The following is a 4,088-nucleotide window of genomic DNA, read 5'->3' as shown; positions in this document are numbered from 1 at the left end:
TGCCCGGCTCCGCGCCATCGGCGAGGATCTTGGTCTTCGAGCGCAACTTGGCGGTCGGCTCGGTGCCGTCGATCCAGATGTACTCGGCCTTGTAACTCACGGGTGTCATCCTTGGGGTGGGTGGGCCTTGCGGGACGGGTGATCTGTTCCGCTGCAGCGTCACAATCCGTGATTTCGCATCCATTGCCCGGTTGTTAACCCGATGTGAACGAGCCCCCGCCCGGCGCTCCGGGCACCTCCCGGGGCCGTGGCACCCCTGCCCGGTACGGCCTCTGGGCAGCGCTTACGCTGTGTGCCATGCCTCACATCACCGTGGACTACTCCGCAGAACTGGCGGACGCGTTCGACCGGCGCGCCTTCGCGCTCGCCCTCCACCCGCTCATCGCCAAGATCGTCGACACGAAGGCCGAGGCCTGCAAGACCCGTTTCCGCCGCGTCGAGGAGGCGGTCATCGCCGACGGCGGCGCGGAGCACGCCATGGTGTACGCGCAGATCGCCGTCATGGCCGGACGCAGCCCGCAGGTCAAGGCCGAGCTGAGCGAGGCCGTCCTGGAACTCGTGGCCGCCCACCTGGCGCCCACGCCGCGACTGCGGGTGCAGAGCGCCGTCGACATCAGCGAGCTCGACCCCGCCTGGTACCGCAAGCACATCGAGCCCGCGAAGGGGGCATGACCATGCGCATCGGACTGCTCGGCACCGGCCCGTGGGCGGGGATCACCCACGCCCCCGCCCTCGCCGCCCACCCCGGCGTGGAGTTCACCGGCATCTGGGGCCGCCGCCCCGAGGCGGCGGCAGCGCTCGCCGCTGAGCACAACACGCGCGCGTACGCCGACGTCGACGACCTGATCGCCGACGTGGACGCGGTCGCCGTCGCCCTGCCCCCGGACGTCCAGGCACCGCTGGCCGTACGGGCCGCCGGGGCCGGCCGGCACCTGCTGCTGGACAAGCCGGTGGCGACGGGCGTGGACGACGCGCGCCGGGTCGCCGAGGCCGCGGAGGCGGCCGGGGTGGCGTCGGTCGTCTTCTTCACCCTGCGCTTCGCCGCCCCCAGTGCCGCGTGGATCGACGAACGCGCCGCCGAGGACGGCTGGTTCACCGCCCGCGCCGACTGGCTCGGCTCGGTCTTCACCTCCGGCGCCAGCCCGTACGCCAACTCGCCCTGGCGGCGCGAGAAGGGCGCGCTGTGGGACGTCGGGCCGCACGCGCTGTCCGTGCTGCTGCCGGTGCTCGGCGACGTCACCGAGGTCGCCTCCGGCCGTGGCCCCGGCGACACCGTCCACCTCGTGCTCCGGCACACGAGCGGCGCGTCCAGCACCGCGACGCTCAGTCTCACCACGCCCCCCGAGGCCGCCGGTGTGGCCGTCGAATTCCGCGGCACCCGCGGGGTCGCCGCCCTGCCCGAACGCGCCGACGGCCCCGTCGACGCCTTCCGCAACGCGGTGGACGCCCTGCTCACGGCGGTGGAGACGGGTGTCGCCCACCCCTGCGACGCCCGTTTCGGACTCCGTGTGACGGAGCTGCTCGCCTCCGTGTGAGCCACGGCGCGGGAGACGGTGACGCGCCGTCAGGTGCCAAACCCTGGCGGGGGGCTTGCGAAGTGCCTATCGTTTTGGGTATGGCAGCGGACTGGTGGTCCATCGAAGTCCTCAACGCCAGCACATCCGCCGCGGCATGGCGCGACGCGTACGCGCCCGCGCTCGTGGAGTCCGCGGTCACCAACCGTGCGCTGGCGTGGGAATGGCACACGTTCGGTTGGGGCGTGGTCTTCGAGTTGTGCTTCCGCAAGGAGGAGCACTGGCTCGGCTGGCGCGCCCTGCCCGGCATCCGGGCGGCGCTCGACGCCGTGCCCGATCCGGTCTCCGGCGTGCTGGTGCACCGCGGCCGCGGCGGCACCAGCGGCGCGTACGTCCCGCGGTCCCCGCGGCGCTCCCCGGGCGCGGCGGCGCGCGCGCTCCCCGAGCCGCCGCCGGCGCCCGGGGGCGGCCCCGTGCTGTGCGACGGACTCGGCCGCGTCTGACGCCCCGGCCGCCGGGAACGGGAAGAAACCCGCTCCGGCGGGACTTGTAAGGATCATGAAGGCGATCGTGTACACGGAGGGCGGCGGCCCGGAGGTGCTGCGCCTGACCGAGCGGCCCGTCCCGGAGCCGGCTCCGGGCGAGGTACGGGTGCGGGTCGAGGTGTCCGGGGTGAATCCCACGGACTGGAAATCGAGGACGGCCGCCCCGCCCGGCGGCGGCGAGCGGGTACCGGGCCAGGACGGCGCCGGTGTGGTGGACGCCGTCGGCGAGGGCGTCGACCCCGCCAGGAACGGGCAGCGCGTCTGGATCTGGGAGGCCGCCTACCAGCGTCCCGGCGGTACCGCGCAGGAGTACGTCACGGTGCCGGAGCGGCAGGCCGTCCCGCTGCCCGACGGGGCCTCCTTCGACCTCGGCGCGAGCATCCCCATCCCCGCGATGACCGCGCACCGCGCGCTGACCGTGCTGGAGGGCGGCCCGCACCGGCTCGGTCCCGGCACGCTCCGCGGCCGCACCGTGCTGGTCGCCGGCGGCGCGGGCGCGGTCGGCAACGCGGCGATCCAGCTCGCGCGGTGGTCGGACGCGACCGTGATCACCACGGTCAGCGGTCCGCACAAGGCGGCACTGGCCGCCGCCGCCGGTGCGCACCACGTGGTCGACTACCGGGCCGGGAACGCGGGGGAGGAGATCCGCCGGGTCGCCCCCGACGGCGTCGACATCGTCGCGGAGGTCTCGGTGGCGGTCAACGTGCCGCTCGACCTCGCCGTGCTCGCGCCGAACGGCGTCGTCGCCTACTACGCCGACAACGGCGGCCCGGAGGTGACGCTGCCCGTACGGGAGACCTTCTCCCGCAACCTGCGCTGGCAGGGCGTGCTCGTCTACACCATGCCGGCCGCCGCCAAGCGCGAGGCGATCGCGGCGATCACCGCCGCCCTGACCGTGGACGCCCTGCGGGTGGGCGAGGAGGCGGGGCTGCCGCTGCACCGCTTCCCGCTGGAACGCACCGCGGAGGCGCACGCCGCCGTCGAGGGCGGCGCGGTGGGCAAGGTCCTCATCGACGTGTAGGGCGGGCCGGCGTCACTGGCGTGTCGCGTTTGTTCAAGACCGGATGCCGCCCGCGATCCTAGCGTGGGCGGCATGACCGATCTTCACGCGTACCTGACCGAGGCCGCCGCCGAGGCCGCCCGCATCGCCCGAGGTGTCCCCGTCGGCCCGGAGCAGCTCGCCGCCCCGACGCCCTGCGCCGCGTGGGACACCAGGGCCCTGCTCAACCACTGGATCCTCTACACCTCGTACGGCCTGGAGCACCGCGCCCTGCGCGAGCCGCTCCCCGAGGAGCTGACCGCCCGCGACTTCACCGCCGGGCCGGACTGGGCGCGGGCCTACGCGGAGCAACTGGACCGCGCCGTCGCGGCCTGGGCCGACCCGGCGGTCTGGGAGGGTGAGATCGACCTCGGCCCCGCGCGGATGCCCGCGGCCGAGATCGCCTCGATGATCATCAAGGAGCTGGCCGTCCACGGCTGGGACGTCGCCCGGGCGACCGGCCAGGAGTACCGCTGCGGCGACGGCCTCGGCGAGCTCGTGCTCGGCGTGGTCGACCGGCACGGGGAGGTCTACCGCCGGTACGACGGCTTCGCCGCGCCCGTCACGCTGCCCGCCCCCGCTGCGGCGTCGGCCTTCGACCGGGCGCTCGCGCTGTCCGGCCGCACCCCCTGGGCCTGACCGGCCTCGGGCCGGACGTGACCGGGCTCAGGCGCCGATGACGTCGGTGGCGAGGAGGCCGAAGAGCAGGGCGCCGATGACGAGGCGGTAGACGATGAAGGCGTTGAAGGAGTGCTTGGCGACGAACTTCAGCAGCCAGGCGATGGAGGCGTAGGCGACGACGAACGAGACCGCGGTGCCGACCACCAGGGGGGCGGTGCCGATGCCGGCGCCGAGGGCGTCCTTGAGCTCGTACAGGCCGGCGCCGACGAGGGCCGGGATGCCGAGGAAGAAGGACAGCCGGGTGGCGGCGACCCGGTCCAGGTCGAGGATGAGCGCGGTGGACATCGTCGCGCCGGAGCGGGAGAAGCC

The 4,088-nt window shown here is 74.3% G+C and carries 6 protein-coding genes; 5 read left to right on the top strand and 1 reads right to left on the bottom strand.

Translation table 11 applies throughout. The features are described from left to right. The first annotated feature begins 297 nt into the window (after window positions 1-297). The 5 genes from ACIP98_RS41975 (at window position 298) to ACIP98_RS41955 (ending at window position 3,737) form a co-directional block, all read left to right on the top strand. On the top strand, window positions 298-672 hold the full coding sequence (locus ACIP98_RS41975) for a 5-carboxymethyl-2-hydroxymuconate Delta-isomerase (RefSeq protein ID WP_401982113.1): 375 nt from the start codon (window positions 298-300) through the stop codon (window positions 670-672). Window positions 673-674: 2 nt separating this feature from the next. Then, complete coding sequence (locus ACIP98_RS41970; protein WP_319662276.1) at window positions 675-1,535, top strand: Gfo/Idh/MocA family oxidoreductase; 861 nt, start codon at window positions 675-677, stop codon at window positions 1,533-1,535. An 80-nt stretch (window positions 1,536-1,615) separates the two neighbouring features. Further along, window positions 1,616-2,017: a hypothetical protein gene (locus tag ACIP98_RS41965; protein WP_401982112.1), complete on the top strand. Its 402-nt coding sequence runs from the start codon at window positions 1,616-1,618 to the stop codon at window positions 2,015-2,017. Between the two features lie 55 nt (window positions 2,018-2,072). Next, window positions 2,073-3,080 (top strand): NADPH:quinone reductase, encoded by a 1,008-nt coding sequence (locus tag ACIP98_RS41960; protein ID WP_401982109.1) that lies wholly within the window; start codon window positions 2,073-2,075, stop codon window positions 3,078-3,080. Window positions 3,081-3,152: 72 nt separating this feature from the next. Beyond that, window positions 3,153-3,737, top strand: a complete 585-nt coding sequence (locus tag ACIP98_RS41955; RefSeq protein ID WP_401982108.1) for a TIGR03086 family metal-binding protein — start codon at window positions 3,153-3,155, stop codon at window positions 3,735-3,737. Between the two features lie 27 nt (window positions 3,738-3,764). On the opposite strand, the gene ACIP98_RS41950 is transcribed toward ACIP98_RS41955, so the two are convergent. Further along, window positions 3,765-4,088, bottom strand: a 324-nt coding sequence (locus tag ACIP98_RS41950; protein ID WP_401982105.1) for an undecaprenyl-diphosphate phosphatase, incomplete at its 5' end; no start/stop codon positions are given.

This window comes from Streptomyces sp. NPDC088354 (genome assembly GCF_044753585.1).
Taxonomy (GTDB): Bacteria; Actinomycetota; Actinomycetes; order Streptomycetales; family Streptomycetaceae; genus Actinacidiphila.
This window is presented reverse-complemented; position numbering and strand designations above follow the sequence as displayed.